27 protein-coding genes and 1 pseudogene are annotated in these 23,064 nt (G+C 38.1%); 17 read left to right on the top strand and 11 right to left on the bottom strand.

Going from position 1 to position 23,064, the window contains the following annotated elements; genetic code table 11:
- Window positions 1-515 precede the first annotated feature (515 nt).
- Window positions 516-665 (bottom strand): phage integrase N-terminal SAM-like domain-containing protein, encoded by a 150-nt coding sequence (locus RM368_RS27700; RefSeq protein WP_322697023.1) that lies wholly within the window; start codon window positions 663-665, stop codon window positions 516-518.
- Window positions 666-1,125: 460 nt separating this feature from the next.
- Here RM368_RS27700 and RM368_RS27695 point away from each other — a divergent pair, with 460 nt between their 5' ends.
- The 3 genes from RM368_RS27695 to RM368_RS27685 are packed head-to-tail and all read left to right on the top strand — an operon-like array spanning window position 1,126 to window position 3,348.
- A complete protein-coding gene (locus RM368_RS27695; RefSeq protein WP_322697022.1) occupies window positions 1,126-1,959 on the top strand; it encodes a hypothetical protein in 834 nt (277 codons plus the stop codon).
- Between the two features lie 11 nt (window positions 1,960-1,970).
- Window positions 1,971-2,405, top strand: coding sequence for a hypothetical protein (locus tag RM368_RS27690; RefSeq protein ID WP_322697021.1), 435 nt, complete (start codon window positions 1,971-1,973; stop codon window positions 2,403-2,405).
- Window positions 2,392-3,348, top strand: a complete 957-nt coding sequence (locus tag RM368_RS27685; protein WP_322697020.1) for a hypothetical protein — start codon at window positions 2,392-2,394, stop codon at window positions 3,346-3,348. The genes RM368_RS27690 and RM368_RS27685 overlap by 14 nt, the downstream gene beginning before the upstream one ends.
- A 29-nt stretch (window positions 3,349-3,377) precedes the next feature.
- On the opposite strand, the pseudogene RM368_RS38870 reads toward RM368_RS27685, so the two are convergent.
- Both RM368_RS38870 and RM368_RS27680 read right to left on the bottom strand, forming a co-directional pair.
- Window positions 3,378-3,443: pseudogene (locus RM368_RS38870) on the bottom strand (transposase-like zinc-binding domain-containing protein); the annotation flags it as partial.
- A gap of 52 nt (window positions 3,444-3,495) precedes the next feature.
- Window positions 3,496-4,428: a serine hydrolase gene (locus RM368_RS27680; RefSeq protein ID WP_322697019.1), complete on the bottom strand. Its 933-nt coding sequence runs from the start codon at window positions 4,426-4,428 to the stop codon at window positions 3,496-3,498.
- A gap of 9 nt (window positions 4,429-4,437) precedes the next feature.
- Between RM368_RS27680 and RM368_RS27675 the strand changes: the two genes are divergently transcribed.
- The 3 genes from RM368_RS27675 to RM368_RS27665 all read left to right on the top strand — a co-directional run bounded on the left by RM368_RS27675 (window position 4,438) and on the right by RM368_RS27665 (window position 8,052).
- Complete coding sequence (locus tag RM368_RS27675; protein WP_322697018.1) at window positions 4,438-5,166, top strand: C40 family peptidase; 729 nt, start codon at window positions 4,438-4,440, stop codon at window positions 5,164-5,166.
- A gap of 14 nt (window positions 5,167-5,180) precedes the next feature.
- Window positions 5,181-6,194, top strand: a complete 1,014-nt coding sequence (locus RM368_RS27670) for a glycosyltransferase family 2 protein (RefSeq protein WP_322697017.1) — start codon at window positions 5,181-5,183, stop codon at window positions 6,192-6,194.
- 418 nt (window positions 6,195-6,612) lie between these two features.
- Complete coding sequence (locus RM368_RS27665) at window positions 6,613-8,052, top strand: tyrosine-type recombinase/integrase (protein ID WP_322697016.1); 1,440 nt, start codon at window positions 6,613-6,615, stop codon at window positions 8,050-8,052.
- Between the two features lie 381 nt (window positions 8,053-8,433).
- Here the strand turns inward: RM368_RS27665 and RM368_RS27660 are convergent, their stop codons facing one another.
- The 8 genes from RM368_RS27660 to RM368_RS27625 all read right to left on the bottom strand — a co-directional run bounded on the left by RM368_RS27660 (window position 8,434) and on the right by RM368_RS27625 (window position 16,941).
- Window positions 8,434-10,236, bottom strand: a complete 1,803-nt coding sequence (locus RM368_RS27660) for a hypothetical protein (RefSeq protein WP_322697015.1) — start codon at window positions 10,234-10,236, stop codon at window positions 8,434-8,436.
- 3 nt (window positions 10,237-10,239) lie between these two features.
- Window positions 10,240-10,818, bottom strand: coding sequence for a hypothetical protein (locus tag RM368_RS27655; protein ID WP_322697014.1), 579 nt, complete (start codon window positions 10,816-10,818; stop codon window positions 10,240-10,242).
- 232 nt (window positions 10,819-11,050) lie between these two features.
- Window positions 11,051-11,509 (bottom strand): hypothetical protein, encoded by a 459-nt coding sequence (locus tag RM368_RS27650; protein ID WP_322697013.1) that lies wholly within the window; start codon window positions 11,507-11,509, stop codon window positions 11,051-11,053.
- 15 nt (window positions 11,510-11,524) lie between these two features.
- The gene (locus tag RM368_RS27645) at window positions 11,525-12,289 is read right to left on the bottom strand and encodes a hypothetical protein (RefSeq protein WP_322697012.1); all 765 of its coding nucleotides are present in this window, start codon (window positions 12,287-12,289) and stop codon (window positions 11,525-11,527) included.
- Between the two features lie 195 nt (window positions 12,290-12,484).
- A complete protein-coding gene (locus tag RM368_RS27640; protein WP_322697011.1) occupies window positions 12,485-12,697 on the bottom strand; it encodes a hypothetical protein in 213 nt (70 codons plus the stop codon).
- Entirely contained in the window at window positions 12,675-14,243 is a 1,569-nt protein-coding gene (locus RM368_RS27635) for a hypothetical protein (protein WP_322697010.1), read from the bottom strand. The genes RM368_RS27640 and RM368_RS27635 overlap by 23 nt, the downstream gene beginning before the upstream one ends.
- Window positions 14,244-14,245: 2 nt before the next feature.
- Window positions 14,246-16,129, bottom strand: coding sequence for a hypothetical protein (locus tag RM368_RS27630; RefSeq protein WP_322697009.1), 1,884 nt, complete (start codon window positions 16,127-16,129; stop codon window positions 14,246-14,248).
- Complete coding sequence (locus RM368_RS27625) at window positions 16,129-16,941, bottom strand: hypothetical protein (RefSeq protein WP_322697008.1); 813 nt, start codon at window positions 16,939-16,941, stop codon at window positions 16,129-16,131. Before RM368_RS27625 ends, RM368_RS27630 begins: the two co-directional genes overlap by 1 nt.
- 110 nt (window positions 16,942-17,051) lie before the next feature.
- On the opposite strand from RM368_RS27625, the gene RM368_RS27620 reads away from it, so the two are divergent.
- The 11 genes from RM368_RS27620 (at window position 17,052) to RM368_RS27570 (ending at window position 22,796) form a co-directional block, all read left to right on the top strand.
- Entirely contained in the window at window positions 17,052-17,390 is a 339-nt protein-coding gene (locus tag RM368_RS27620; RefSeq protein WP_322697007.1) for a hypothetical protein, read from the top strand.
- Between the two features lie 65 nt (window positions 17,391-17,455).
- Window positions 17,456-18,055 (top strand): hypothetical protein, encoded by a 600-nt coding sequence (locus RM368_RS27615; protein WP_322697006.1) that lies wholly within the window; start codon window positions 17,456-17,458, stop codon window positions 18,053-18,055.
- 23 nt (window positions 18,056-18,078) lie between these two features.
- Window positions 18,079-18,552: a hypothetical protein gene (locus RM368_RS27610; RefSeq protein ID WP_322697005.1), complete on the top strand. Its 474-nt coding sequence runs from the start codon at window positions 18,079-18,081 to the stop codon at window positions 18,550-18,552.
- A 251-nt stretch (window positions 18,553-18,803) separates the two neighbouring features.
- Window positions 18,804-19,076, top strand: a complete 273-nt coding sequence (locus RM368_RS27605; RefSeq protein ID WP_322697004.1) for a hypothetical protein — start codon at window positions 18,804-18,806, stop codon at window positions 19,074-19,076.
- Between the two features lie 60 nt (window positions 19,077-19,136).
- Window positions 19,137-19,430: a hypothetical protein gene (locus RM368_RS27600; RefSeq protein ID WP_322697003.1), complete on the top strand. Its 294-nt coding sequence runs from the start codon at window positions 19,137-19,139 to the stop codon at window positions 19,428-19,430.
- Window positions 19,360-19,905 carry a hypothetical protein gene (locus RM368_RS27595; RefSeq protein ID WP_322697002.1) on the top strand — a complete coding sequence of 182 codons (546 nt, stop codon included), beginning with the start codon at window positions 19,360-19,362 and terminating at the stop codon, window positions 19,903-19,905. Before RM368_RS27600 ends, RM368_RS27595 begins: the two co-directional genes overlap by 71 nt.
- On the top strand, window positions 19,874-20,311 hold the full coding sequence (locus RM368_RS27590; protein WP_322697001.1) for a DUF4326 domain-containing protein: 438 nt from the start codon (window positions 19,874-19,876) through the stop codon (window positions 20,309-20,311). The genes RM368_RS27595 and RM368_RS27590 overlap by 32 nt, the downstream gene beginning before the upstream one ends.
- Entirely contained in the window at window positions 20,308-21,042 is a 735-nt protein-coding gene (locus RM368_RS27585; protein ID WP_322697000.1) for a hypothetical protein, read from the top strand. Before RM368_RS27590 ends, RM368_RS27585 begins: the two co-directional genes overlap by 4 nt.
- Window positions 21,043-21,101: 59 nt before the next feature.
- A complete protein-coding gene (locus RM368_RS27580) occupies window positions 21,102-22,328 on the top strand; it encodes a hypothetical protein (protein ID WP_322696999.1) in 1,227 nt (408 codons plus the stop codon).
- Complete coding sequence (locus RM368_RS27575) at window positions 22,310-22,531, top strand: hypothetical protein (protein ID WP_322696998.1); 222 nt, start codon at window positions 22,310-22,312, stop codon at window positions 22,529-22,531. Before RM368_RS27580 ends, RM368_RS27575 begins: the two co-directional genes overlap by 19 nt.
- A complete protein-coding gene (locus RM368_RS27570; protein WP_322696997.1) occupies window positions 22,524-22,796 on the top strand; it encodes a hypothetical protein in 273 nt (90 codons plus the stop codon). The genes RM368_RS27575 and RM368_RS27570 overlap by 8 nt, the downstream gene beginning before the upstream one ends.
- Window positions 22,797-23,064 lie beyond the last annotated feature (268 nt).

The following is a 23,064-nucleotide window of genomic DNA, read 5'->3' as shown; positions in this document are numbered from 1 at the left end:
GCTGCTGATTTTATCACCCAGTCAGTTTAAAAGATGTTGGTAATGACAAGCCTTTCAAGGGTAGGGTTTTTAAAATATCGAAAATAATTGAGAAAATTCTCAACTGTTTAACGTAGTTTGGTTATTTCAGCGTTTAAGCATCGGCTGAAATAGCCAAAAAATGACCAAATACAAAATCCCTACCCTTGAAAGCCCCAACCCTCCCCAACACATCGGGGAGGGAGCAAGATTTCAAGTTTCCCCCCTTTATAAGCTATCCATTAGTCACATCTTTCTTTACAATCTTGAAACGTTTGTTTTGTAGGCATCTTAAACACGCTCGGTGTGAGGCATACTTGACAAATTGGCTCTTAATATTCTCGCTAAAATTAGGTTTTTATTGAGAATTAACAACAGACGAATAAGGGTTGTAAGAAACGTGAGTGAATACTCTCGCAAATGTTGAGAAAGATCCGGGTAATGGATAGCTTTATAAGGGGGGATTAAGGGGGGTCTATTCGACTTATGCAAGAGGTCTAATCTCTATCTTTAGGATGGCGCTTATTATGAAAAAGAATATAGCCTCTAATCCAGTAAATATAAGTTTTCTCTGTTTGATAAGAATAGTGCTTAAGGCTGATAACATCTTGCACCTGTTCGAGGAGTTTCTTTGGACGTTGTTTCATTGGAAGTTGTGCAGAAAATTCCGTGTAATATCCTAAATAGGGATGTTATACGGAAAATTTCTATATAACACCAAGGGATATACAGAAAAATTCCATATAATCATCCCCTAAAGGGTGGATATACCGAAAAATTCTGTATAATATCCAAAACAGGGGTTTAAAAAAGAAGTTTTCCGTACATCCAGAAAGAAGGTAGCTGTAATGCTTGATATATTAGGATTTAAAAAAGATTATACGGAAAGCTTCCGTATAATAAATAGTTATGCCGCTTAAATCCTGATTGGGACATATGTTCAAAGTTCTTGAATGGGTTTTGTAATTATTAAAAATCTTCAAGCTTTGACTTTGCTGGTGAGCTTACCGCTAGATAATATTTCTTTAGGATCTCTTCTCACAAAACAATGGTTGTATCCAAACCTTAAATCTAAACTGTAACTGCTTGAAAAAGGAGTTAGCTAAAATGACGATTCTGACAGCTAAAATATCTAACAGCACAGATTTACAAAGATCCGTATGGGCGAAATTATCGCGTGATTTCTGTTATCCTGAAGAACGTACACGACGAGGACATTGCTGCACTTATTTAAGTCCCAATCATCCCATTGAAAAACCCGATCTAGCGATATACAGTCAAGATGAACAACTAGCTCTTGGTAGCTTACCATCTTGGGATAATCCAGACATTACAACCAACTCATGGAGACCTTTTACTCTCTTCCCATCATCCAAAATTATTGTTCGCAATCTATCTCCAAAAGTGAGTGCTGTTAATGCTCTAGTTCATTTTTTCATTTCTCCTTTTGGTATTGGTATGCCGCGCACTTTGTTGGCTACCAAGATGGTAAGTATTCCACCCTCTGCCGAGGTAGAGTTAGATTTTCCCCTTGATGCCACCACCCTAGCAGGAGATCAGCGCATTGGAGTCTATATACTGCTGGAGCATCCACAGGATGGAAAATCCATTAATAACCGAGGTGAACAGGTACATGTTGGAGCTTACACTACCGAAAGTGGACGTATTTTTGATGTAACAATTCCAGTACTGAATAACACTAATTTTGCCCGAAGCATGGTTTTCAGTGTGTTTCCAACCGACTTAGGTACATCGGTTACGCCCACTTCACATTCCTTTGCCCAGAAAGAAAAGATCAACATAAATCTGCATGTCGAGGTACCTCCTGCAATTATAGGTACGCCTAATAATGAAATCAACCGCGCCGTTACTGTGATTGCCAAGCTCAATACTGGCGAACTTGTCGGTGGTGTTTCGCGTCTGCTACGAATTGATAATTGAGAGGTACACTTATGAATTTACTATTGCGTTCTCTCACGGTATTTAGTAATAGGTTTAGACAGTTCGGCATTTGTGCTACGGTTGGCTTTGTCGCTGGTAATATCGCGGGATTTTTTCTGCTTTTGCTTTTTCTGGCTCAAGGTGGTACTGCTCTAATACTGACTTCTAACCAAGCCTTACAAACTGTACTAATTCTCACACTGTTTGATGTAATTGTATTGATATTCTTCTTGGTGGCTTTGAGTCGCTATAAATTCTCATCAGTACTTCTACCTACAATAATTAATTGCTTGCTGACCTGTTCAGTCACCACGTTTTTGGTCAGCAGTCTAAGCTTGTGGCTATGGAGCATTATCGTGGGAATGTTGGTTGGATTAATCATTGGACGCTTGCTTTGTCTTTTGTCTTGTAGGCTTCAAGGAGAAGTAACTCATGGCTTGCATTGAGCGTAATCCAAATTGTGGAATTGGTGATTCTAAAGATACTGTTTCTGAGCCTCTATCACAACTAGGTTCTGCTTTGGGTGTAATTGGTGCCATCATTACTGCTGTGATAGCAATTTTTGGAGCTAAGGAAATTGCTGAGGTGGTTGCAGCTTTAGGCGGTGCGACTGGTGCTGGTGCAATATCTGGCGCACTCGCAGTGATTGCTGTAATCATCGTTATAGGGCTATTTGGCCTTAATCGTTGCCAGCAGGGTAGAGGTCTACCTACCTGTGTTGCTGGTGTAGTGTCTAATATTGAAGAGAGCTTTGGTGATGCCCTTCAAGAAATTTTTCCTTTCAGCGGACAACACACGCGAGTAGATGTCACAGTGAAATCTTTTTTTTGGAATGTATTGGAACAGAGCAATGCGTATGTATTTTGTACTGAAGCTTCCTTTCCCAAACGTTCTGAAATCATGCGCAGTTACTACTATACAGAACGTGTCTGTAACGCTGTTACAGGTTCATTGATAGGTGCAACGGCAGGAGGCATAGCTGGGATTATTGCTGGTGCAGTGGTAGCAGCAGCTATTGGCTGCGCGACAGTGATTCTTTGCATATTTGCACTATTACTCGCTGCGCTTATTGCTGCTGGTGCTGCTTTGGCTGGTGCATTGGCTGGTGGGCAGATTGCTAAAGCAGTTTCGGATAATAATATGCCTACTACTTCTAGCGGCTCTTCTATTGGCATTGGAGATTTAGTAACCGTTAATGGCAACATGGAACAACGCGACTACGACGACAAAGCTAATGTATTGTGGTGGGCACAGTCAACGAGTTTACATGGACGTGTGCTTGATGGCACACCGCAACCCTTTAGCTATTGTGAAATCGACGATCAATTAATGGTCGATGGTTGTCCGAGAGCTACAGAAGAACCACCTAAGCCTGAGCCACCAAGGTAATAAGTTTTATGTGTTTGAGATCAGGGCTGATTTTGTTTACCTCTTCGCTTTCCGTTTTTGCGAATTCCCGTAGCCTTGCAGTATGGACATTGCACAGTAGATGACCTCAACTCATCTCTCTATTATGCAACGCCAAACTTTATTGGATCATAGACTTGCGATCGCTTCGGCAACTCGCCCTGAAACAAAAGGCAAAATATCCCGACTCTTAGCTTGGGCTTTCCCTTCAGTAAATACCACTAAGAGGTAAGGGCGCTGTTCTGGTAACTCAATATACGCTGCATCATGGCGAACTTGACTTGTCCAACCTGCCTTTGACCAAATTTGAGCATTTTCAGGCAATCCACCGCCTAAGAAACCTGTCACCTGATTTTCCTCGGTGTCAGTGGGCAAATCTTTGAGAGGACGTTTCAGTAAACCCATCATAGCTTGCGATCGCGTACTTGAAACTGCCACTCCACCTACAATACTATGCAGTAACCTAGCGATCGCATTTGTGGTTAACATATTGCGATTTTCTAGTAACTCTCCCACAAATGCCCGTTCCCGTCCATAAGGGCCATCACCCCAAGTTTTTTGACAGACGTTTATTGTCTCCAATTCTTCCCAAGCCAATGATTGGTAATAGCGGTTAACAATATTACGCTGATATTTCCAGGTTTCAAAGGGGCCGATTGGTAATTCTGGCCCTGATGTGGTGCCACTCAAAATATCTACAACCAAGCTGGTAGCATCGTTACTAGAATCGACAATCATATCCTGCAAAGCTCGCTCCAACTCCTTGGAGGTTTGACTCATGCCTTTTTCTAGCCATTCGTTTACCGCTACCAGATAAAATAGCTTGACTACACTGGCAGGATAAATCCGCTCAACACCGCGATAAGTGAAACCACGAACTGGGTGATCCCAAAAAGCGTTGGGAGTCAGCGCCCCACCAGTATTTACTCGCACTGGTGGATCGTAAACAACCCAAGTCAAGGCAATTTGGTTACGCGCTAAGGTTGGAAATGCTGCCCAAGTTGCATCTAAAATGCCATTACCAAGATTCTCTAGTTGTTCGTCTTTATTAAAAAAAATCATTCTCTGATAATGTCCTTTAATCTAAAATCCAAAATGATTCGACTGAGCGAAGCCGAAGTCCAAAATCCAAAATCAGGCGAGTATCAGTGTTTAGCTGACCTGAATTTATATGATTCTCCTGAATGTACGCGTTTAGCAACTCAAGCTGCATCTGGGAGACATTTGTGGCTAACATCAAATCATCAAAATTCGGCGGTTGAGGTGTATTTATGTGAAGATGACTATCCGGGATGGCTATCTCTTTCAGATTTTGATTCATTACAATCTGCTACTGTACCTTATCAGGCTGCAATATTTTCTGAATCGGAGATTAAAAAACTCCTAGCAGAGATTATCGCCTTTACCCAAAAAGCGATGCAACAATCAAATTATTACCTTTGGGGTGGTACGGTTGGGCCAAATTATGACTGTTCTGGGTTGATGCAGGCGGCGTTTGCTTCGGTGGGTATTTGGCTACCTAGAGATGCCTATCAACAGGAAGGATTCACTCAACCAATTACGATTACAGAATTAGCAGCCGGGGATCTGGTATTTTTTGGAACTAAGCAAAAAGCCACCCATGTCGGGCTTTATTTGGCGGATGGTTATTATATCCATAGTTCTGGAAAAGAACAGGGACGGAATGGGATCGGAATTGATATTCTCTCGGAACAGGGAGATGCAGTTAGTCAGTCGTACTATCAGCAGCTGCGAGGTGCTGGTAGAGTTTTTAAGAGTTACGAACCACAGAGACGCTGAGGATGCTGAGGCTTATGAGGAGTGGGTTGATCGATCAAGGGGTAATGGGGGAAAATGGGGCGATTTCAGCAATTGTCCCAGATGTTTCGGTGGTAGTACCAATACATGATGAGGTAGAGAGTTTACCGCTTTTACTAGAAGCGATCGCCTCTACTTTATCTTCTAGTCAGGTAAATTATGAAATCATTTGTGTAGATGATGGTTCTACAGACGGTTCTGGGGATTTTCTCAAAGAACAGGCGCAAATCCGCACTGATTTAAAAGCGGTGATTTTGCGTCGCAATTACGGACAAACTGCGGCGATGGCTGCTGGATTTGATTATGCAGTCGGTAAAGCGATCGTTACTTTAGATGCCGATTTCCAGAACGATCCCGCTGATATCCCGATGTTATTAGCAAAGCTGGACGAAGGTTACGATTTGGTGAGTGGTTGGCGACAAAAACGCCAAGATGGGGCTGTAAATCGGTTACTTCCTTCCAAAATTGCCAATTGGCTAATTCGCCGCACCACTAGCGTGAATATTCATGACTATGGTTGTTCGCTGAAAGCCTATCGTGCAGAACTGTTGGCAGATATGAACCTCTACGGAGAATTACATCGATTTTTACCCGCTTTAGCGTACATCGAAGGAGCTAGAATTACCGAAATACCTGTACGTCATCACGCCCGCCGCTTTGGTCGTAGTAAATATGGAATTTGGCGGACATTCCGGGTATTGATGGATTTGTTAACCATTCTGTTTATGAAAAAATTCCTCACCCGTCCGATGCACGTTTTTGGGCTGTTGGGCTTGATTTCAATGTTTTCGGGCACTGCGATCGGAATTTACTTGACTTTCGTCAAATTGGCTTTAGGTGAGATGATTGGCAATCGCCCTTTGTTGATTTTAGCAGTTCTGTTGTTACTAACGGGAGTGCAGTTATTTTGCTTCGGACTTTTAGCAGAATTGCTCATGCGTACATACCACGAATCCCAAGGACGGCCTATCTATCGCGTGCGAGAGGTGGTAGCAAAAAATGTTAAGTAAGGTAACAATAGTAGTCATTAGTCATTGGTCATTGGTCATTGGGCATTGGGTATTGGGCACTTGTACTGAGTTTCGACTGCGCTCAATTACCGCGAAGTCGTTAGCGTAGCCTCTTGTAGAGAAGTATTAGTCATTGGTCATTAGCAAATAATTAACAGTAAATATTGGTTGACTCTAGACAAAGGACAAAGGACAAAAGACAAAAGACAAATGACAAATGACAAAGGACAAAAGACAAATGACAAATGACAAATGACAAATGACAAAAAACTAGTTAAATTGCATCTACCTTGAAAGCATTTAATACCTTTGACGCCCAACTGCGGCGCAACCTGCTGATTTTATTTACGGCAGGTTTCAACTTATAATGCTTATGCCTCAGTAACCAAAACACTGATATCTACGTTTTGAGCATGGAATGAGCATTATGGTTGGCAACATCAGTAATAAGGCAAAAAAGGGTCAAGTATCAATTAGGTTGGATTCTGGGAGTGTTAAAGCTTGTTTTCCCCGGTCATACTGCAACAAAGGACAAATCAAACTAGCCACGGGAATATCACTAGTTAATGGTTGGGAGTCAAAAGCCAGTCAGTTACAACGACGGCTACAGATAGAACTAGAGGATGGCAAGCTGGACGACGGTCAAGGGAATTTTGATTTAGGACGCTATCAGGATATTTTGAGAGAGTACGGGTTACAAGCAAAGTTAAGGATATCTAGGGAGGTTACGACCTCAGACAGTCAGCTACCACCTAAACCAGAGTTATCTATTCTTGAGGTTTGGGGTATGTACTGCGACTACAGGAAGCACGACCTCAAAGAAACAACTTATCGGTTGACTTTCTGCACTTATTACGTTAATTATCTTGAATCAGCCATTAAAGCCACTAAATCTCAGGACGCAATAAAAATCAGAAATTGGTTGATTGAAAATCGAAGTGTGATCCATGTCAAAAATCTCATGAGTCAATTGTCAAAAGCTTACCAGCTAGCGATAAAAAATAAATCAGTTACTCATAATCCTTTTGATGGTTTAGGCGATGAGATAAAGGTTAGAGGCTCTCAAGGGAAAACTAGAGAGGAAATTGAAATAGAAACAGATGATGATTTGTTAGACAAAAGCAAGGCTTACACCTGGGATGAAGTAGAGGCAATACTTAAGTACATCAAGAATTATCCCGCCAAGTCTCATTGGTACGAACCGATTAAATTTAAATTTCTTACTGGATGTAGGACAGGTGAATTAACGGCTTTTATGTGGTGCGATGTTTTATGGAGCAAGGAACAAATTTTAATCAGAAGAACTTACTCCTCCCGCCTTAGAAGATTTTATCCAACTAAAACAGCTAGAGGTGATCAAGAACTAATCAGAATTTTTCCGATGCCTAAAGATGGTGAGTTATGGAGTCTTTTAAAATCAATTCCACAAGGTGAGCCTAATGAAGTAGTTTTTAAATCTAAGGGAGGAAAAATAATCTCTGACGTAACTTTATCTAGAAGCTGGAAGGGAAGAGAAGGACAAAACAGAGGTATTATTCCTGCACTGATAGAACAAGGAAAATTATTTAAGTACTTGCCACCATATAATACACGTCATACTTTCATAACTCATCAGATATTTGATTTAGGCAGAGATGAAAAAATAGTCAACGCATGGTGTGGTCATGGTGAGATGGTGAGTCAAAAACATTATCAAGACATTGTGGATAGAGCCACACAGATTAATCCTGAGTTGCCAGCGAATCAACAAGCACAGCAACAGTCAGAAATTGATTTACTTAAGCAACAAAATAGGTTGCAACAAAAACAGATGGAAGAGATGAAAAAAATGATTGAAGAACTCACTAGAGGTAAATAGGGGAGTATCTTCCAAATTACTCTAAGTAGAGACTTCAAGTAAATTAAAAACCTCTAGGAATAAGCATTCTAGAGGTTTTTTTGTGTATGCCATCTGTACTAAATAGCTGTTTAACGTGAGTTCGATGAACCTCTCCCTCCCAGCCTCCCTCTCCGAAACGGAAAGGGAGGAGCAACGAAAAATTCAGCTTTTTGCTCCCCTCTCCGTGTCGGAGAGGGGTTGGGGGAGAGGTTAAATAAGACTTGTCGAATTCACGTCTGTTTAACAATCAAAATTACACTTCCCCTTGAGAGTCTTTTTTTTGAAAGGTGTGTGTGGCAAGCATTTTAGATACTGCAAAACTGTAATTTTATTTTTGGTGGCGAGTACATTAGTTGCTTTCTAAAAGCAAATTTCTTGTGCGTTTAGTTTATCCTGCAATTTTGTTTTTACACTCGGTGTAAATTTTAAGTCAGATGCCATAGTATCTAAAGTTTTATATAGTTCCTTCTCTCGGAGCTTGATAAGTTTATCAATAGTAGTCTGTTTAATACCAGTACCTTTAAAAGCTGCCGTCAATTCATGCTTAGTTGCAGTGTTAATATTGGTAGTTTTTTTTGTGTCAGTTGCATTTTTATTAGAATTATTAAAAATCCAATCGGGGGTTGGAGTGTTATTTACAACTGTTTCTATTATAGGCTTTGAGCCGATTGTAAGGTCACTATTAGTAGTGCTAACAACTGGCGATACAATTTTATTTGATTGGATAAAATGAATATTTCTAAGGTCTAATTTTCTTTGTAAAAGAGGTGGACAAGAAGGAGCAATCATAAAAGCTAGATCGGTTGGTGTTCCATCAGAATTAGATGAATTAAATCTGACATCATTTAACCATTGAGTAAATGTATTAAAGTGACTGCTCAACATCTCATAGTTTTTAGCTTCGCCAAAGGCTCTAGCAACAGTAATACCATTATGTAGTAATTCTACATAGCAGTCAAAGGCATGACCTGCTATTACAGTAGTAGTTGAAACATTTGACAAAGTGTACGCTGTTCTACTTAAAAAACTAGCCCACTGTTGTTTGCATTCTGCCTCAACTAAATTACGAGCATCTCCTTCAAAAACCTGCTCAGGTGCTTCTTGGAAGTATTTTTCATGAATTTCTAGTATGGCGTTACCATAGTTTCGACAAAATTCCCTTAATGTGTTGGTAGAACTTATCGATATATTTTTTATTTCTTGCCACGCTTGAGCAAAGTTTTTATAACCGCTATAAGCTCCTTTTATGCGGTTATCAATCTTTTCTCTAATTATTTCAAATTCATTGCTATAACCCTTATTTAAATTGATAATAGAATCCCCAATAAGACTTTGAAATGCAGAATCTTCTGCTATAAAACTCCCTACGTTATCAGAAGTACCTACTAAATACATCAATAAACGAATTTTTGAGCTAAATACTTGAAAAGCTCTTCGTATTAATTGCTTTACTGCTAATCTAGTTTCTTGAATTTCCTTGGGAAAATCTGCTAAAGCATCTAACTCATCTCCAAGGTAGACAAAACTGAATCTAGGGTCTACTTGGGAAACTTGGTAGATGACATCAAAAAAGAATTCTTCCAGTCCACCCGGATTTTTAGTAATATACTTTTTAAATTTGCTACGGAATGGCATTACTGCCTTTGTAGTTTTTAATTGAGAAACTTTATTAGTTTCCAAGTAATCACCTAGAATTTTTTCCGCTACAACTCTAACTGAATTTAATAAATTCTGATTGTGTAACAACTCACAAAAGGTATCAGCCAAAATATGACAATAAAAATTGGTACGAAAATCAGGGCTAAACGGTATGTCAGAAAGCTGAAATTGAACAACTATTGAATGATTTAAAAAAGTCGATTTCGTTTTAGTTAATTCATTTAAATAAGTTAAAAGCGAAGTCTTGCCACTACCAACTAAGGCAGCAACAAATCTAAAAGTGAAAAAACCATCATCGAAAGTATGCCTGAGATCGTCTTCAAGTAGCTGAGTTATGTTAGCTATTTGCCGTCCAGATAAACTTCGAGATGTTGAACCTTCTCCGTCACTTCCTGGTTGTCTAATAACACGTTCAATTCTAATATCTTCAATAAATCCAGCGCCTGACGTAACTTGTTGGAGGAAGCTCTTTATATATCTCTTTTTTCCTGCATCTTCTGGCATTGATTACTCAGCCCATTGAATTAATTCTTCATCCTTTTCGGTAACAGCAAAAACTTTACCTGTTGATTTGAGTTTCTCAAAATATTTATCTAAGAGTGACTGAGAAATTTGATTATTCTCATAAACTTTTTGACGAATAACTCGACTATAAATAGCTACAACACCAAGCAATTCTTGCCGTTTTCTTTCTTCAAAATAGAGCGCCTTAAACTTTTCTACATAAGTATCAAAGTCCATATCTTCGCTCTGGGAGGAGGAATTATGATAATCATGAGATACTTGTTGAAGATACTCTAGAAGAATATTTATAACTTTAGGCCCTTTTACAGAGTCAAATCGATACTTAGTATTTTGAAGGTTTGAAACTAATATTTTCTTACCTAAACTGGTAAGTGAAAGACGATTTTTTCTAGGTGATTCAATTAGTTTCTGCTCAATTAAAGCTTCATAACTCTGTTCTGCTTCTTTTTGTAGCTCTTTAGAAAGGTAAGACTTCACAACACTTTTAGTTACTGTATCCCCATTTGAATAAGCTTGAGCGTAAAGCAAATAAAGTAGTTGTACTATTGAAAGTTGACTCATAAATACTTTGACCTTCTCAATTTAATTATGAGAAAAGATAATTAATTCTGGTTTGAAGATTGATTCTTAAAAACAGAGCTATTTAGCATATTGCCACATAATATATATGATTTCTAACACAGTCATCAGTATAATTACCAGCATGTTCAGTTCTGCTAATCACTTCAAGCTTACATTTCATCCCCTCTTTTAACTCTGAGTTCTTAGAGTAGTACTTGGAGAACTATCAATGTTAGTCTTCTCTATTCCTAATAACAAAGTCTTCATGCTTGTGTAGGAAACCTTGTACTTCTTTCAACTCCTTTCTTATTTCTTTAACTTCCATTTCTATCCTCACTGATTTATTATCAATTTTTTCATTTAGTTGTCCAAATAAAAATTGTACAGCTTCCTTCCTATTTTCAAAATTCTGCAAATGAATCCCAAGCATTTTATCGTGAGCATTAAACTCTGATTGCAAAATTCTCACTTGCTGTAACAATCTTTCATGCCCTTCACTGCTTGCATGATTTTTTATATAGTCTTTTAAATCTCTGATATCAGAAGCTACCTTATTAAAGGTACTAACTATTTTTACTAGTGAACCCAATAAAACAGTTAAACTCACCACTATTCCCAGAAAAACACCAGTTGACTCTAATCCAACCGTAATAGTAGGTTGTGAATTTGATGTTACTCCTATTGTTATCATTTTTTCACAAAGGTATTACATCTTATAAGCTGAAATTTTATTTACCAAAAACGCATACCCACTTGACAAAGAGTTCTTACCCCATACGGTAAATACAAACTCTTGTAATCCACTGGTAGTAATTGTAATCGTGCGAGTAATGCGTTCATATATCGTAGTGGAATTATACCCATCTAAATCATCAAAAGCTTGTACCCCATTGATAGATAATTTCAATTTTCCTTTGTTATTAGCGCGAGTTACTAACATCACTAATGTGTAAGTACCAGGAGATAATAACGCCGTAAATGAAAAGCTATCATTCAGTGCAGCAGGATTTTGCTGCCACATAGTAGAATAAAAGCTTGCGGCAACCTGCACGGGGGATAGTGCATTACCGACTAGCACCTTACTTGTATCATGAAAGTGTTGGAAGCCTTGAGGTAACACTTTCTGTAAAGCAACAATTTGTGTTTGCAAATCTTGGATCTGAACTCTTTGATTAGCATTCTCGTTGTTAACATAAGAAATTATTGAGTCTTGGGAGTCTACTGTTTGTGTCAATGAATTTACATTTGAAACAAGCCCGTTAAAATTGCTCCAAAGGCTGCTTTCGGCTATTTCTATGTTACCTAGCCTTGTATTCTGATTAGCCAATTCAGTTGCAATACTTGTGATTGATCCTTCGTTATCTTCTACTGTAGTCTGAAGCGTTGCCAGTGCATTTGTTATTGATGCAATAGCAGCATTTAACTCTGTAGCATTAAAATCAATATTTACACTCGCTGGATATAACGGCATATTGTTTAAGCTTGTTAGACAAGTTACTAAAAGAATCAGACAATTAAAGTTTACTCTATTGCAAATTCAATACCATCACCTAATATTAACAAATTACTCTCTTTTCAAGAACTTAATTGCTATTTGTTTTCCATGTATTGAGATAATATCTATTTTACTTAGAGTACTACTTGGAGTATTCCGAGAAACATCTTACTAGAAAGGTATTATGTCATCAGCACTTATCCACGTTGGAACAAGAATAAAAGAATCTTCTGACAAAGGCAATACTTTAATACTGTTTGAACTTTCATCAATTTCTAATACTTCACCTTCTCCATACATCCCTGTTTCAGAGTAATATTCAATTGTCTCTCCAATCGACAAAAAAACCGTAATATTTTCCTCATTTTCCTGTATAAACGACATTTCTTTTCTTTCCTGTTAAATCAACTAAATTAATCGGTGGAACATTTACCCCAACATTTAGATAAGCGTGTTGAAAGGTTACAATTCCTTCCTTACCTCTAACTGGTAGTTTCTCAACCTTTCCTCTGATGGTTACTTTTTCAGGGGTTGCACTTATCCCATTAATCGGTTTACTACCTATTCTCAACAAATCATCATCAACTTTATGCCCTTGGATGTCTAAAACTTGTTCTACTATTCTTCTAGCTTCTGCTTGAGTTGTCACATCTAATTTAAGTTGATATCCTTTTTCAAAATCACAATAAGTGTAAACCTGCTTTCCTTTGTTCACTTTAAAAGGTGGTGAAGCAAATTTATGATAAATTACATCAGCAAGAGTTTTTAAATAAAAATCATCTGCAAAATCAGTTTTACTTTTATTCATCAATCTGAAAGATATTTGCATCGATAATTTGTCTGTAATTTCTCCTTTTAATGGGTCTTTATTTTGCTTTCTATAAAATTTTAAAACTACTTCTGGTTTATATCTTCTCTCCGGCATATCATCGGCTGGAACTCCATAAACTACTCCTAAATCTCTATCACCTAGTTGGTTGTAAGTAGCAAGAGTCTGGATGATTACAGGTTTTAGAAGTTCTTCACTTCCACCAAGTACAATCTTTTCATCAGGATTATCCCGATTCGGTGTTATCTCTACATATCGCGTATGCCCTAGTGGAGGTACGCTTTGCTTTGCAATCATTTGCGCTGATAAATATGTATCAACTGCATTGGCGACAACATACCCCGCTTCGGTGCAAGCTTCGTCAGCTTCCTCTAAAAACTCTTCTGCAAACTCACGCATTGCCCCATCTGTACCAAAGGTATTATCGAGAAAGTCTTCCGTAGCGCTTGCAAAAGACCACGGCTTACTATCCTTGCTTCCCCATGCCTTGACAGCTTTTTCAGCTTTTGCACCAAACAACTTCTTTACTAAATTACTGTTACTTTTAATAAGCTTTCGGACATTCTTATATGTTTCTGTAAATAATATTTGAGTACCAAGCCTCAGCGCACTGTTAAGCAATGCTCCTAAATTTTCGAGGAATTCCTCTAAAAATTCCTCACCCACTTTTGCTAAAACCACCGCTCCCAATGGTTCATTAAATACTGCGATCGCCGCGCCGGGAAGAATACCGCAAGCTATATAACCAAATGCATTACCAAGCGTTCCTCCAAGTTGTCCGGCCAGTGCTGTCCATTGAGAATTGATAGATGCTTCCAGTTGTTCATCTGTTGCATTCCAATTAAAATTCCAGATGAATTGCTTTGTGGCGACAAACCACCCCCAAAAAGTAGACCAAGAAAATTTAAAAAAACCAGTAAGCTTACCTACCAAAAACCCAGTAAGTGACCACGATGCATTAAATACCCATCCCACAAAACTGATAACACCGTTGTCTTCTTTCTTCTTGATTCCCTCCTCCATTCCTTTGATGATTCTAGTACCAACTTTGCTTCTAACGACCCTTGATGTTAACTCTGATAATTCAAAAGTTATAGCCATAATTATTTAGCCCTCTCCTTCCCATCCTTGTCATAGTTACCTTTTTCACTTCCTATTTCTCTTATTTTTGGACGTTCTTTATAAGGTCTACCCCAAGGGTTAATAGTATCTGTAATGCCGGATACTTCAATAAATCCTCTTTCAGCTTGTTCTGTGAAATCATTAAAATCACCTTGCTCTCCGTCTTTGTGAACTTCCTTGATAGCATCAGGATTACCGAATAATTTTTGTTTCAAGGCTTCTACTGGGTCGCCTGTAATCTGCCTCCAGTTCTGAGCATTCCACCGAGCAGCCATTGTCTTAAGGGTTTTTAAATCATCTTGTAAATCGGTTTTATCAGTATTTTCGTAGCTAATAATCTCTACATTTTTCTCTTGTAATGTCTTAGTAAGATTTTCACCACCTGGGGTAAATAATGAAGGTACTTGTTTTTTCTTTTGCTCTAATTTGTACCCTAAAAATTCAGCATTTGCGAGAGCTACATCAAGTGTCTGAATAGCAATATTTTTTGTCATTCCAGATTCACCCATAGCCTTGAGTGCTGTGATAAGTGTTGCATGAGTATCGCGCTTTATTGTAGTTATTAATCCCAAAAGTTCTGCCATTGCTTCTGCTTGATTTGGGAGTGATATTTTTTCGTTTTGATTCCCTTCTTTTACTAAGTCAGAGTCTTCTATCTCTATTTCAATGGGGTAAGCACCCATAAGGGCATCAAGTTGTTTTGTTTGCCAGAGCATTAATTCTGCTAACGATTCAATATCTATCATCTTGGGATTCTGCTTTGTAAAATTATCAGGAACTTTAGCAGGTAAATCACCAAGTCTTTTTAAAATGAGTTTCAATAAATTATCATTGCAAGCCATACAATCACATTTCTCCAATTCTATTTTGGGTGGTGGTGGGTTATCAGGTTTAATATAATCACTACAAATAAAATGCCATCTATTTATGCTGTATGCGTTTCTTGTTCTTATAGGAGTGGAATAATTATCAAAAGAAGCCCGATTAATTTTAGTGTTATAAGCTTCTTTGTCAAGAGGTGTTGCACGAGGATTAATAGGATAGCCAGGAAAAACACCTTGAGATAACACTTGAACCGTAGGAGTTCCTGATGCATAAGTTGCCCAAAAAAAGCGATAAGTAGAAACACTATTAAGAGTCCATTCTGATTCATCATCGTCCCAATCACCAGCAATACCGCCTCTCCCTTGCCAAAAAGTGTAAGCTTCCTCGCGGTCGTAATTAGCAAACTCTTTTAAATGACGTGTATTACTAACTTCCGTTACTGTAAATATTGCCTCAACCATTAAATCAGCTAAATTACCTCTTACATACACATTGTTTTCTAATATTGGATATTTCCAGTCAGTCACTTCTAGTCGTCGTGTACCTTGTGATTCAGACGGAGTTTCAAAGCCGTATCTAGTAATGTCATACCATTGCTCCTCTGCTCCATTTATTTGTAGCCAAACACCTGAATTACATAATGCTGGAGGGCTAGGAACAATATCTTCACCCGTCCATCGCGGAAGGTCTATGGCTTTAATAAGTGGCTGACATTTAGGATTGCGATAAACAACTTGAAACGGAGGCAATTTGAGAAATCCAAGCGTTCCGCTAAATTGAATTCCAAAATTACATTCATCTTGAACGATATCAACATCAAGTGAAATAGGATTACTTATGTCAAAAGGATTTTTACTACACCAAGGACTATCAGGATATCTATCGCAATCCATCGGATCAGCAGGTGTGTTAGGTGTTGCGTAAATACCACCAAATATAGGTACTAAACTTTCTTGTGGGTCTTCAGGTTCATACGTGTAAAAAGGAATATTTCTCTTTTTTTTAGGCGGTTTATATGCAATTGGTTTATCAGAAAGCATTAAGTAAACTCCCTAATATCTATTGCTGTATTTCCACTCTCTACAATTCCATAGTAAGCACCTGTATACAGCGGACTTGGTGCTTCGTAATAATCCCCTGGCTCTAATTTTACTAAGTGACTAGTAATTGAAACACCTTTAACAGTATCTAGAAAAACATTTTTATTGCTTGAATTGAAAAATGTAATTCCTTTTCTGTTCGCATTGCTATTTACAATCGTGCTTGCAATTGCAGTAATGTTATTAACAATTTTTACGCTAGTGTCTGTTAGCTTTTCTATAATCACATGACGAACTAAATTAGCACAAGCCGTAACTTTATCTTGACCCTTAGCGCTATTTTGTAATAGTCCATGTCCTACGGCTCTTATTTGTAAACCCAACATTGAATTATTCCCTAACGAATGACTTCCTAACGAATATTCTCTGTATGGGTAAGGGTCACTATTTAGTAAAGAATAAGCCGCTATTCGTTGCCAATTCAAAGTACCGTCAATGCCTACAACTATATCAAGTTGGATTCTCGGAGACTTCCATTCCAAGTTAATCGCTGTTAATAGTTGCTTTGATTCGCTATCCTCCAACTCAAAAACAGGAAACGGAACCGGAGGCAGTGAATAAATCCAGCTAGTTGCTCTTAGGTTTTCCACTTCTAAATATTCATCAATCAATCTGTACCCAGTTTTTGAGTACGGTACATAGTTAAAAATCGGGACAACACTAGCCCCAGAATTAGGGTCAAGCGTGATGGCAATTTTTTGCTTGATTGTTAATTCTTGTATCGTCATATAGCGATAATAATTTTCTAACATCTTAACCTATTAGAAAAAGGTTGTTAAAAAAATCTTTTTGAGGGACTTGACAAGCCTTTAAAAGCATTGCTAGATATGAACCATACCCGTTTTGATAAAAAGTAAAAAATATGGCTACTGTTAGCGATTTAAGTTTTGCTGAAATCTCCGCTAAAGTTACCGACCCTGCATTAAAAACTTGGTGGGATGGACTTGATCCTCTACCTGCTGGTGTTGACACTGCTGAAATGTTTGCAAAATTATTGCAAGCTGCATACACCGCACAAGTTGCAAAAAACACCGCAGCCGGAACACTTGCAACAGGTGAAGCGTTAAACGCTTATCCTGCTCCAACAACCGGAACAGTTCAAACTGAGCCTACTAGTGGATTGCAATTTTATAACGCCAGTTATGGAGTAAATATTATTGCTGCCGTTGATTTAAACACCACAATTCCAGCGCGAGTTTAATTCTGATAAGTAGGGTGGTGTTAAATTATTCCCCTACTTATTAAAAATTATTTGGATGAAATGAGATGACAAAACGTTTATATTTTCCACTCAAAAGAAGTACTAGCAATGATGCTCAAAGAGAGAACCCCGACCCTCTCGGCAACTTCTCGTGTCTTAGTGTTACTGCAAAATTTCTTGATATAGAGAAGTTTGCAGTACCATTTTTGAAGTCAAAAACTGTTAAGCCGACGAAAGCGAGAACTTTGGTTAGGGCTGATGGTTCTAGCGTCAAGCGTGGAGAAAAAAATGCTGATGGTATTCCTGTAGAACATGAAAGACCTGGCTCTCTCTCAAAAGGGACAAGACGCGTTGTTCTTACAACAGGTAAACACGGGAATTCATCTACTTATCACACTATTTCTTTTCGGTTCCCATCTTTCGCAACGATTATTGTAATTGCTGACGCTCTCGGTACTTTAATTCCTGCTAATAAAATTAAAGCAATTCCGACTGCTAACGATATTTCCCCTTACTTTAAAGTAGTTGGGGGAAGACAATATCCAATCATGCAGAAAGCTGCTGCTGAATCGAGTACTCAAGCACAAGTCCCATTGACTGCTGCTCAGTTAAAACAACTAGCTGGGGCTGGGGTAGAAGTTTATCCCGGATTCAATCTTCCTTAGTAAGTAATTGTGTAATTGTCAAAATGTTTAAAATTGCTGGTGAATGGAAGCAAATTATTAACGAATATCGTTCTAATGAAAAGGCTTCCATTCCTGCAATTGAACCGAAAATAAATTTCACCTCAAACATAATAGGAATTTTTGCAACCTCACCGTCATCTCCAAGCAATTGGTATTCTGCTGGAGACTTTCTGCAAATTTATCAAGTAGGATTTGGTGCGGCCGGTTACGCTCAAGGTGAATTTTTAAGGGTAACTTTAAACCGTTATCAAGTTCACCGATTTAACAAGCTTCCATCTGATGAGAATAAATACTTAATATCGTTTATCCCTAAGTTCTACCTGAAAGACATTGATTTAAAGGTTTGGGAGTACGTCGGGAATCAAGGAGCAAGCTTAGATTCACTTGAGGCAAGCGTTAAGGCTGTACATCAGAGAGTTATATCTGAAACCGCAAGTATCAAAGCACTCCTAATGAAATTACAGCAGACCCCATAAGTTCTATTCATAGCAGTATTGGCACTGATAATCTACATCAGTGTTTTTTGCGCTGTCGATACTATATTTTGCATAAATACGCACTTTATCTTAGTAAAACTACATATAAACATATTTTGCAGGTGTTTAATTGCGTGTATATACGCATCTGTAACAGCTTATTACAATTATTTAAATGATCGGTTGTCATAATAGTAAACCCGTACTATGCTGAAATTGTTGAAGAAACACTGTAAAAACAAGGGTCAAAAATGAAGGTAGCTAAATCAGACGCAAGAAAATCACTTGTAGCTCAGTTAAGACACGTAGGACTAGAATTAAACTCCCTGGCGACGGAAATTGAAGAATTAGGACAATTACCTAAAGTAGAATCACGGATACGGGATTTACCGGGTCTGCTTGATATCCTGCAAAAAGCTGCATGGGAGATTCAACAGAAGCGATTTGAGAAAGCTTCGTCAATTATTGAGCAAATAAATATTGGTATTGCTCAAGAACAACTCGATGAATTGCAAGTTAGTTAATGTTTGGTCTGGAATACTTGGAGTAGTACTCCAAGTAAAATTAACTTAAGAGGTGGAGACATGGAAGAGAAGCGCATACACTGGACAGAAATTTTCGGAAATCCTTACAGATTCTCTCTTCACCCTTCAATGCTGACAGAGCAAGGTTACGAGATGAGATTAGTAACCAAGATTAAAGGTGAAAGCAGATACATTGACACTGCTGTGGTCGTGAAATTTGATGAGAGCTATGTGATCGAGTACATAGCGAGAACTTTAGAAAAACTGCAACCACAGAAATACAATGATTGGCAAAAAATTGTCAGCAAAGCGTACAGCTTCTGGGACAACAAAAAAAAGCAAGTGCAACAATAAACCATTTTGGATTAATCCTGCTACCGGAGAAACTTTTCTTGCTGGCTCTCCTCTAACTACAGCACAGAAAAAAAAGCTTCAATTTTGGGACAGCATTCTTGAGTTTAAAGTTTACGGGGAACTTTGCAAAAAGTACGGTGCGGAAAACGTCAAGCGACAACACACGATAGAGATTTTACCAGCAAATTTTTTATTTCCTGCTTTAACTTGGAATATTGATTTCATGGTTGAAACTAGCAACCTGACAGTATTTTATGAAGTTAAAGGACGGTGGATATTAGCAGACAAGGAAGCGTTAAGCAATTTTTGTAAGTTGCTTAGAATATTTCAGCGAACATTACCGGGAAGATTCCAAGAGCTAAGAATCATTAGCGATAAACGCTGGAAGATTGGAACCGCAAACATTTACACAATCCCATTTGCAGAGATAAAAGAGTTGAAAGATGAATATTATCTCAATGTTCAACCGAGATGATTTGTGGGATGATTCAACGGTTAAATATGTTGGTCGTTCAGGCAAAGCTTTAGGGCTTGGTAATCCTTGGAGTCACAAAAATGGTAGACAAGTAAGGTATTACACAAGCACCCCACAAGCTGCACTCGACAATTACAGGCATTGGTTACTCGAAAAGCTTGTTCCACACTACAATTCTGGGTTAAAGTTCATCGGGCTTGAAGACTGGGAAAAAGTGTACTTATCAAGAGTTGTTTTACTTTCTCAGGAAATTGAGTCAGGTAAATATACTTCTCTTGGTTGTTGGTGTATCGACATCCAAAATTATTTACCTGTTCCTGATGGATATGAAAAGTGTCATGCAGAGATACTCTACAAAGCTTGCTTGCAGTTAGTTGAAAAAAAGGAAGGAGCAATAAAACAATGAAAGATTTTTACTACATTGAACCGAAGAAAGATGATAAATTTGCTCTCGTTGGTAGCTCCGACTGGACACAAGTTTACAGCGTTATTGAGTTTGCAGAATTGGGCTTTTGTTCAGATGATAATTTTTATCATTTGTTTGCATACGCTACAAGGTTCACCAACATAAATAAATTTGGTGATAAAAATTGGGAATTTGAACCGCAACTTATAAAGATGAAGGTTGCAAAAAAGGATTACCAGAAAGAGGACAAAGACAAAAATAAGGTCAACGTTGCACAATCCAGACTTGAAAAGTGGATATGTTGGATGTTAGATGCACGCGATCCAAGTGTAATTTATTCAGGGTTTATCAAGCTGCAAGATGACCCTATGTGCGAGATGTTTCTTACTGGGATTGGTTTAGCAGGGGAACAGATTGATGAAACCGTGCTAAATCAAATGTTAAAGATGTCAGCCATATTTGACCCAGTAGCAGAACCACAATATATAAAACCTGAAGATGTACAACCACCGAAAGGTTTTAGTAACAAGGGTGGTTACAGTGGAAAACCAGCACAAACAGAGCTTGAAAGGTTGCGAGATAGATTAGCTTTTGTTTGTGAGCAAATCAATAAAATGGATGACAGCATTCCGGTTGAAAACCTAGCACAACTAGCTGATGTTCTCTCTATTGCTGAGAACAAAGAAGAAGTACAAGTAGTATTTGACCTTTGTACCTCCTTAATGTCTTAGTCTTCTCCAATCTACTTGGAGTACTACTCCAAGTAGAATCAACACAAGGGATACACATAATGACTCAAGAGACAGCAATCTATCTCGACCCAAATGATTTTTATAAGCAAGAGATGGAATCTTGGGAAGAGTTATGGAATGATGATTTAACGCTTTATCAAAATGTACGCAGCATTTTATCTCAGTCTGTTTTGCTTCCTCAGCGAGATTTAATGCTCCCAATCCTTGCAACTTACATCTTAATCCCTAGTAAGTGGGCGTTAATTTTACCTATACTTTTTAGCTGGGGTGGGAAAGGTAGCGGTAAGAGTACAACAGCAATATTCGCCAATAAATTACACGGGAAAAATCAAACTTTCTCTTCAACTGATACATTCTCAGCTATTCGTAATGCATTGGATAGCATGAGGTGGATTGACCCCGCAGAAAAAGAGATGGAGAAGGAAGGAGTAATATTAGCATGGGATAACTTACATATTTCTACTCTCAAAAGAGATGAGAGAATTTATCAGCTACTCCTTTTTGGTTATTCAAGAGCAAGTGATAAAATCTCAATCGCTCAACCGGATGGAACTAACAAAGAATTTTTTGTTTTTTCACCCAAGATAATTAGCTCTGTTGATGATATTCATCTTTGCCCTGACTTTGAAGAATTACATAGAAGATTGCTAGTAATTCCTCATAAATCTTTTGAAGAATTTAATAGTGAAGAGAGAAAGCTGTATGAAGATTTTGATATCTTCACTGATAAGTTAGATATTGATTCGATTCACTGGGAAGGAATAGAAGAGAAGTTTTACTCTTTCTGGAACAATACCGATAACTGCAAACTTTATGCAAAATATCGGTCAATGCTTACCAGGAAAGGCAAGAAAGAATTTACTCATCAAATGAGTAGCAATCAATGGGTAATTACGGTGGATTTGATGGTAACTGGCTTAATTCTTGGTACTTGGAAATCTCCGAGCGAAGCTATAAGCCACATGGATAGTTACTGGAAATATGCAGATAAACACATATTTTCGCAGTTAGGAGCAACAACAGAACATTTAAAACAATTTATTGAGGAAGAAGTAGGAACTCAGCGAATACTTAACCAACAATTAATTGAGAAGGGGAAACCAGGGATAAGTTTAGTTATCAGTCCACAAAAGTTAAAAAACAGAATTGCGTATCATCACGCCAGAGGGGAGTTAGAAATTAACCCACGACAACAAGACATCATCATTATCATGTCAAGACTTGGATGGAGGTTAACAAGTAAAGGATGGATGGAGAAAAAATAACAATAGATTTGATGGTTTATTGTCGGTTGCTGCTTTCACTAAATGAAGCTTTTGAAGTTTTATCTTATATATCTGGAATCAAAAAAGAAGACTGGATTTTTGTTTTAACAGGTAGAGCGAGAAAACAAACTCGTAAGCTTACAGACGAAGACAAGGAAAAGTTGAGTAAATTGTTCATGAAAGGAAACGAAAAACATGAGTAACGAGAATTTTGTACAAGTCACAAAAGAAGAATATGTACTCAATGTAATTGGGTTAGGTTATGCCATTGAGATATTGTCTGGTTGCTCTCAAATGCCGAAAGAATTATGGGCACTAGAGATAGCAACACACGCTAATGATGTATTGGACGGAATGCCGAAAGAAATAATTGATGCAATAGTCACTAAACACGCTACACCCGATCAACAATACGAAATTTTTTCATCTTCAACTGTAGAGGAAAGAAACAATGCAGAAAACAACTAACAAATTAGTGTTTGCCCATAGAGAGGACGTTCTCAAGCAAACAATAGCTACTGGGATGATGATAAATAAATAATCAAACTTTCTCCCACAGAAAAGACCTCTAGTAGTTTGAGGTCTTTTCTTATTGAAGGTTTTTAAAGTAATACTTGAATAACCGTAGAAATATACGATTAGGAGATGTTGAAGTGATTAGCAGAACGAATAGCAGGTATTGGGAGCGGCGGCAGGCTTGGCTATGCTGTCGCCGTGCATCCGATTGAGCTTGAAG

Source organism: Nostoc sp. DedSLP03 (genome assembly GCF_034530815.1).
GTDB lineage: Bacteria > Cyanobacteriota > Cyanobacteriia > Cyanobacteriales > Nostocaceae > Nostoc.
This window is presented reverse-complemented; position numbering and strand designations above follow the sequence as displayed.

Bases quoted from the DNA above. Each gene is read 5' to 3' on its own strand.
- RM368_RS27700 (WP_322697023.1), bottom strand. From the start codon at position 665: ATGAAACAACGTCCAAAGAAACTCCTCGAACAGGTGCAAGATGTTATC.
- RM368_RS27695 (WP_322697022.1), top strand. From the start codon at position 1,126: ATGACGATTCTGACAGCTAAAATATCTAACAGCACAGATTTACAAAGA.
- RM368_RS27690 (WP_322697021.1), top strand. From the start codon at position 1,971: ATGAATTTACTATTGCGTTCTCTCACGGTATTTAGTAATAGGTTTAGA.
- RM368_RS27685 (WP_322697020.1), top strand. From the start codon at position 2,392: ATGGCTTGCATTGAGCGTAATCCAAATTGTGGAATTGGTGATTCTAAA.
- RM368_RS27680 (WP_322697019.1), bottom strand. From the start codon at position 4,428: ATGATTTTTTTTAATAAAGACGAACAACTAGAGAATCTTGGTAATGGC.
- RM368_RS27675 (WP_322697018.1), top strand. From the start codon at position 4,438: ATGTCCTTTAATCTAAAATCCAAAATGATTCGACTGAGCGAAGCCGAA.
- RM368_RS27670 (WP_322697017.1), top strand. From the start codon at position 5,181: ATGAGGAGTGGGTTGATCGATCAAGGGGTAATGGGGGAAAATGGGGCG.
- RM368_RS27665 (WP_322697016.1), top strand. From the start codon at position 6,613: ATGAGCATTATGGTTGGCAACATCAGTAATAAGGCAAAAAAGGGTCAA.
- RM368_RS27660 (WP_322697015.1), bottom strand. From the start codon at position 10,236: ATGCCAGAAGATGCAGGAAAAAAGAGATATATAAAGAGCTTCCTCCAA.
- RM368_RS27655 (WP_322697014.1), bottom strand. From the start codon at position 10,818: ATGAGTCAACTTTCAATAGTACAACTACTTTATTTGCTTTACGCTCAA.
- RM368_RS27650 (WP_322697013.1), bottom strand. From the start codon at position 11,509: ATGATAACAATAGGAGTAACATCAAATTCACAACCTACTATTACGGTT.
- RM368_RS27645 (WP_322697012.1), bottom strand. From the start codon at position 12,289: ATGCCGTTATATCCAGCGAGTGTAAATATTGATTTTAATGCTACAGAG.
- RM368_RS27640 (WP_322697011.1), bottom strand. From the start codon at position 12,697: ATGTCGTTTATACAGGAAAATGAGGAAAATATTACGGTTTTTTTGTCG.
- RM368_RS27635 (WP_322697010.1), bottom strand. From the start codon at position 14,243: ATGGCTATAACTTTTGAATTATCAGAGTTAACATCAAGGGTCGTTAGA.
- RM368_RS27630 (WP_322697009.1), bottom strand. From the start codon at position 16,129: ATGCTTTCTGATAAACCAATTGCATATAAACCGCCTAAAAAAAAGAGA.
- RM368_RS27625 (WP_322697008.1), bottom strand. From the start codon at position 16,941: ATGTTAGAAAATTATTATCGCTATATGACGATACAAGAATTAACAATC.
- RM368_RS27620 (WP_322697007.1), top strand. From the start codon at position 17,052: ATGGCTACTGTTAGCGATTTAAGTTTTGCTGAAATCTCCGCTAAAGTT.
- RM368_RS27615 (WP_322697006.1), top strand. From the start codon at position 17,456: ATGACAAAACGTTTATATTTTCCACTCAAAAGAAGTACTAGCAATGAT.
- RM368_RS27610 (WP_322697005.1), top strand. From the start codon at position 18,079: ATGTTTAAAATTGCTGGTGAATGGAAGCAAATTATTAACGAATATCGT.
- RM368_RS27605 (WP_322697004.1), top strand. From the start codon at position 18,804: ATGAAGGTAGCTAAATCAGACGCAAGAAAATCACTTGTAGCTCAGTTA.
- RM368_RS27600 (WP_322697003.1), top strand. From the start codon at position 19,137: ATGGAAGAGAAGCGCATACACTGGACAGAAATTTTCGGAAATCCTTAC.
- RM368_RS27595 (WP_322697002.1), top strand. From the start codon at position 19,360: ATGATTGGCAAAAAATTGTCAGCAAAGCGTACAGCTTCTGGGACAACA.
- RM368_RS27590 (WP_322697001.1), top strand. From the start codon at position 19,874: ATGAATATTATCTCAATGTTCAACCGAGATGATTTGTGGGATGATTCA.
- RM368_RS27585 (WP_322697000.1), top strand. From the start codon at position 20,308: ATGAAAGATTTTTACTACATTGAACCGAAGAAAGATGATAAATTTGCT.
- RM368_RS27580 (WP_322696999.1), top strand. From the start codon at position 21,102: ATGACTCAAGAGACAGCAATCTATCTCGACCCAAATGATTTTTATAAG.
- RM368_RS27575 (WP_322696998.1), top strand. From the start codon at position 22,310: ATGGATGGAGAAAAAATAACAATAGATTTGATGGTTTATTGTCGGTTG.
- RM368_RS27570 (WP_322696997.1), top strand. From the start codon at position 22,524: ATGAGTAACGAGAATTTTGTACAAGTCACAAAAGAAGAATATGTACTC.